This window comes from Inquilinus sp. (assembly GCF_057815775.1).
The window spans coordinates 1-5,172 of the sequence record NZ_JBYRFX010000412.1 but is presented as its reverse complement, the minus strand read 5'-3'; the positions used below and the strand labels follow the sequence as shown (position 1 = coordinate 5,172).

Below are 5,172 nucleotides of genomic sequence, written 5' to 3'. Positions count from 1 at the left end.
GGAAAAGGCCTATCGCGACCGCGGCGGCGCGGCCGATCTGACCGAGCTGGGCCGTCGGCAGCTGGGGCTGGAGCCCTGGCCGGCCGACGGCACATCTCCTGCCCGCGCCGCGCTGATCGCAGCCTGCGCCGGAGCCGCTGGCTGAGCCCTCAGCCGTCCGCCAGCTGCGTCGCCGCCTCGTCGATGAAGGCGGCCACCTCGACCGGCTTCGAGGCCAGCGAGGCGTGGCTGGAGGCCAAGGTGATGATCTTCCGTGCCCCCATGCGGCCGGACATGCGCTTCTGGTTCTCGGGCGCGATCATCCGGTCTTCGCTGGAGATCTGGTACCAGGACGGCTTCTTCCGCCAGGCCGGGGCGCTGATCGTATCGCCGAAGGTGCTGGCCAGCGGCGCCTTCTGGGTCACGCCCATCACCAGCCCCTCCTCCGGCGTCAGGTCTTGGCAGAAGCTCTCATGGAACTTCTCCGGCCTGACCCAGAGATAGCCGTCGCTGTCCGGCGCGAGATTGGCCGCCGCCACGGGCGGATGCTCCTGGGTGATGCCGCCGGGGCTTTCGCCGGCATCCGGGGCGAAAGCCGCGATGTAGACCAGCCCGACCACATTGGGCAGGTCGCCGGCCTGGGTGATCACCGCCCCGCCATAGGAATGGCCGACCAGCAGGACCGGGCCGGCCTGCTGCGCGACCATCTTGCGGGTCCGCTCGGCATCGTCGGCCAGAGAGGTCAGCGGCACCTCGACCGCGTGCAAATCGCCCGGACCGTAGCCGAGGCGCGACAGCGCGACGATGGCCTTGGCCCAATGCGCGGCCCCTCCCCAGAAGCCATGCACCAGGACGATCTTGGGCTTGCTCATCGTCTCTCTCCTCTCCGGATGTGAAGGCGAAGAATCGGCGTCCGCGGCGTGCAGCGGGGACGCCTGCGCCGATGATAGGGCCGCGGCAGGGCGCCTCGCCATCCGCTTCCGAGAATCGGGCTAGGGTGCGAGCCGGAGGGGGCCAACCCTTGTGGGGCAACGGCCGATGACGGATTGGGCTGAGGATCGCGATTCCGAGGAACGGCGCCGCGCCACGATCGAGGCGGCGAAGCGACGGACGACCCTGATCGATCGCTGGTCGCAGGAGAACCTCGGCAAGCTCGATTCCTGGACCGAGCGGGCCCGCGCCGCGGTCGCCCATGTCCGACCGGGCATGCGGGTGCTGGACATCGGCTGCGGCAGCATGGCGCTGGAGACCCTGCTGCCGGAGGGCTGCCGCTACCTGCCGCTCGACTGCGTCCGCCGTGACGACCGAACCATCGTCTGCGACCTCAACCGCGAACCGTTTCCTGAAATAGAGGCCGACATGGCCGTCGGCCTCGGCGTGCTGGAATACCTCTACGACGTGCCCCGCTTCCTGCGCCTGCTGCGCGCCGCCGTCCCCCGCGTGCTGCTGACCTATCACCCGAACGACCGCAACATCGGGCGCGACCGCTGGAAGCTGGGCTGGGTGAACGCGCTGAATTCGACGGAGCTGGTCGCCCTGCTGCGCCACGCCGGCTTCAAGAGCGTGCAGGTCGTCCCCTACAAGCCCAAGCTGGTCTTCTATCTGGCCGAGCGCACGCCGACATAGGGCAGATTGAAGACCGGCCGGCGACCGCCGGGACTACCCGATCTTTCGCAGGCGGACCGGCAGGGATTTGTACGACGGCGTGCCGCTCTGCGGATCCTGGTAGGTCAGCGGGCAGAGGTTGTTCGCCTCGGGATAATAGGCACCGACGGAGCCGGCGGCGATGTCGTGCGCGATCACGGTCAGGCGGATGCGCTTGTGCGCGTAGCCCGGAAGAGCCGATTCGACCTCGACGAGATCGCCATGCTCCAGATTGCGGGCGGCCAGGTCCTGCTCGCCGATGAACAGCACGTCGCGCCGGCCGAACACGCCGCGATAGCGGTCGTCGAGGCCGTAGATGGTGGTGTTGTACTGGTCGTGGCTGCGGAGGGTGGTGAGCTTCAGCACATCCGGCCCGGTGAGCGCCGGGTCCTCCAGCAGCCCCGTGAACGGAAGGAACTCGGCCTTGCCGGACGGGGTGTGCCACACCCGCTCGGTCGGGCCCAGCGGCAGGCGAAACCCGCCGGGGTGCCGGATGCGCGCGTTGTAGTCCTTGAAGGCGGGATAGACGATTTCGATCTTGTCGCGGATCAGGTCTTAATCGGCGACCAGCGCCTGCCAGCCGACCTTGCTCGCCGGCAGCGTCGCAATCGCGATTCCCGCGACGATCGCGGGTTCGGAGCGCAGATGCTCCGAGGCCGGCTCCAGCTTCCCGCGCGACGCGTGCACCATCGACATCGAATCCTCGACCGTCACCGACTGGGCGCCGGTCGCCTGCGTGTCGCGCTCCGTCCGGCCGAGCACGGGCAGGATGATCGAGTCCTTGCCGATCAGCAGATGCGATCGGTTGAGCTTGGTGTTGAGGTGCACAGCCAGGTCGAGATTGCGCATCCCCTGATGGCTGAGATCGCTGTCGGGCAGCGCGACCGAGAAATTGCCGCCCAGGCAGATCAGCACCTTGGCCCGGCCCTCGATCATCGCCGTCATCGCCTTGACGGAGTCGTCGCCGTGACGCGGCGGCGGCCGGAAGCCGAAGGCCTTTTCGACATTGGCGAACATCACCGGATCAGGCTTCTCGGTGATGCCGACGGTGCGGTTGCCCTGCACGTTCGAATGGCCGCGCAGCGGGCAGATGCCGGCACCGGGCTTGCCGTAGTTGCCGCGCAGCAGCAGCAGGGCCGCGATCTGCTGCACGTTCTGCGTCCCCTTCTCGTGCTGGGTGATGCCCATGCCGTAGGTGAGGATGGTGGCGTTCGATTTGACATAGGCGTCCGCGACCCGGGCCAGCGCGTCGCGGGTCAGCCCGCAGGCCAGCTCGATCGCGGCCCATTCGGTCTGGCGCAGATCCTCCGCGAACGCCTCGAAGCCGTTGGTGTGCGCGGCGATGAAGGCGCGGTCGAGCACGTCCTCGCCCGCATCGGCCTTCTCGATGACGGCCTTCATGATGCCCTTCAGCGCGGCCGCATCGCCGCCAACCTTGACCTGGTGATAGGTCGAGGCGATCGGGGTCGCGCTGAAGCTCATCATCTCGACCGGGTTCTGCGGGTCGGCGAAGCGTTCGAGCGCGCGCTCCTTCAGCGGGTTGAAGACGATGATCTGCACGCCGCGGCGGGCGCATTCATGCAGCGTGCCCATCATGCGCGGGTGGTTGGTGCCGGGATTGTGGCCCATGGCAATGATCAGGTCGCAATGGTCGAAATCCTCCAGCGACACCGTGCCCTTGCCGATGCCGATCGCCTGGGGCAGGCCGACGCTGGTCGCCTCATGGCACATGTTGGAGCAGTCGGGGAAGTTGTTGGTGCCGTATTCGCGGGCAAAGATGTTGAACAGGAACGCCGCCTCGTTCGACGCGCGGCCGGAGGTGTAGAACTCCGCCATATCCGGATCGGGCAGCCCCTGCAGCACCGTCCCGATGCGGGCGAAGGCGTCGTCCCAGGCGATGGGCCGGTAGGTGTCGCTCGCCGGGTCATAGGCCATGGGGTGGGTCAGGCGCCCATGGTTCTCCAGCTCGTAATCGCTCTGCTGCAGCAGCTCCGTCACCGTGTGTTCGGCGAAGAAGTCCGGCGTGACGCGCTTCTTCGTCGCCTCCCAGGTCACGGCCTTGGCGCCGTTCTCGCAGAACTGGAAGGTGGAGGTGTGCTCCTTGTCCGGCCAGGCGCAGCCGGGGCAATCGAAGCCATCCGGCTTGTTCGTGCGCAGCAGCAGCAGCGGCGCCTCGGCCACATGCATCTGCTCTGCGACAGCCTTGGCCGTTGCCCGCAACGCGCCCCACCCGCCAGCCGGGGCATCGTAGCGGTGGACGCCGGGAACTTCACGCTTTGCCATGGCAAGGCCATCCTTCTCTCGGATCGCGAGAGCGTTATATTCCGCCGGGAATAACGAATTCTTCCTTCTATCTTGCAACAACTTGGCAAGTCCTGGCCAGTTTCTCTCGCGATTCAGACACAGCGCCGCATGACCTTGCGGCACGCCCGTTCCCTTGATTGACACGCAACCGTCGCAAAACTGTCATCGGCAACGACTAAGCTGCCGGCACTCGCGGACACTGTCGGCTCCGTGGCCTTCTCTCTCTGTCACGAACCGCCGGATGCACGCCCTTAATCCCGAAATCAGCCAGGCCGATGCGGTCTAGACCACCGGCCTCGGCTATCGCTACGGCACGACGCCGGTGCTGGATGGCATCGACCTGTCGCTCGGGCGCGGCCGCATTCTCGCGCTGCTTGGGCCATCCGGCTGCGGCAAGACCACCCTGCTGCGCCTGATCGCCGGGCTGCTGATGCCAAGCGCCGGCCGGGTGACCATTTCAGGCACCGTGGTCGCCGACGCCGCCACCGGCATCGCCCTGCCGCCGGAACGGCGCGGCCTGGGCATGGTGTTCCAGGATTATGCGCTGTGGCCGCATCTCAGCGTCGGCGCCAATGTCTCCTTCCCGCTCGAAATGCAGCGCGTGCCGAAGGCCGAGCGGGCGGCGCGGATCGCCGCGGCGCTGGACCGGGTCGGGCTGGCCGGTTTCGCTGACCGGCCGCCCAGCGCCCTGTCCGGCGGCCAGCAGCAGCGCGTCGCCATCGCCCGGGCGATCGTGGCCGAACCGCGGCTGGTGCTGTTCGACGAGCCGCTGTCGAATCTGGACAAGGAGCTGCGCGAAAGCCTGGTGGACGAGATCGGCACGCTGGTCCGCAGCCTGGGCCTGACCGCCATCTACGTCACCCATGACCAGGCCGAGGCCTTCGCCCTGGCCGATGCCGTGGCGGTGATGCGCGGCGGCCGTATCCTGCAGCTGGCGCCGTCGGAACAGCTGGTGGCCGAACCGGCGGATGCGGCGGTGGCGGAGTTCCTCAATCTCGGCGCCCTGCTGCCGGTCGAACGCCGTGACGGCTTCTGGTGCGTGGCCGGTTTCGGGCTACGCCTGGCGCCCGAGGCGCAGTGGCCGGGGCCGCAGGCCGAAGGCACGGTGCTGCTGCCCCGCGCCGACCTGGTGCTGTGCGATCCGGCGGCGCCCGGCGCCCTGGCCGCGACCGTCATCCGATCCCAGTTCCGCGGGGACCGGCACCTGCTGACGCTGCGCGTCGATGCGGCGCCGGCGGCGACGAT

Annotated in this window: 5 protein-coding genes; 2 read left to right on the top strand and 3 right to left on the bottom strand. The window is 68.3% G+C overall.

The annotated features are described in order from the left end of the window. Nucleotides 1-149: 149 nt before the first annotated feature. Nucleotides 150-851 carry an alpha/beta hydrolase gene (locus tag AC3XYG_RS14660; protein ID WP_489140578.1) on the bottom strand — a complete coding sequence of 234 codons (702 nt, stop codon included), beginning with the start codon at nt 849-851 and terminating at the stop codon, nt 150-152. Nucleotides 852-1,017: 166 nt separating this feature from the next. Between AC3XYG_RS14660 and AC3XYG_RS14655 the strand changes: the two genes are divergently transcribed. Continuing rightward, nucleotides 1,018-1,605, top strand: coding sequence for a class I SAM-dependent methyltransferase (locus AC3XYG_RS14655; RefSeq protein ID WP_489140577.1), 588 nt, complete (start codon nt 1,018-1,020; stop codon nt 1,603-1,605). Nucleotides 1,606-1,638: 33 nt separating this feature from the next. Here the strand turns inward: AC3XYG_RS14655 and AC3XYG_RS14650 are convergent, their stop codons facing one another. Together AC3XYG_RS14650 and AC3XYG_RS14645 are read right to left on the bottom strand one after the other, a co-directional pair. Next, on the bottom strand, nt 1,639-2,070 hold the full coding sequence (locus AC3XYG_RS14650) for a molybdopterin dinucleotide binding domain-containing protein (protein ID WP_489140576.1): 432 nt from the start codon (nt 2,068-2,070) through the stop codon (nt 1,639-1,641). A 108-nt stretch (nt 2,071-2,178) separates the two neighbouring features. Beyond that, the gene (locus tag AC3XYG_RS14645) at nt 2,179-3,906 is read right to left on the bottom strand and encodes an FdhF/YdeP family oxidoreductase (RefSeq protein ID WP_489140575.1); all 1,728 of its coding nucleotides are present in this window, start codon (nt 3,904-3,906) and stop codon (nt 2,179-2,181) included. Between the two features lie 343 nt (nt 3,907-4,249). Between AC3XYG_RS14645 and AC3XYG_RS14640 the strand changes: the two genes are divergently transcribed. Beyond that, nucleotides 4,250-5,172: ABC transporter ATP-binding protein (locus tag AC3XYG_RS14640; protein WP_489140574.1), on the top strand; the 923-nt coding region annotated here is incomplete at its 3' end.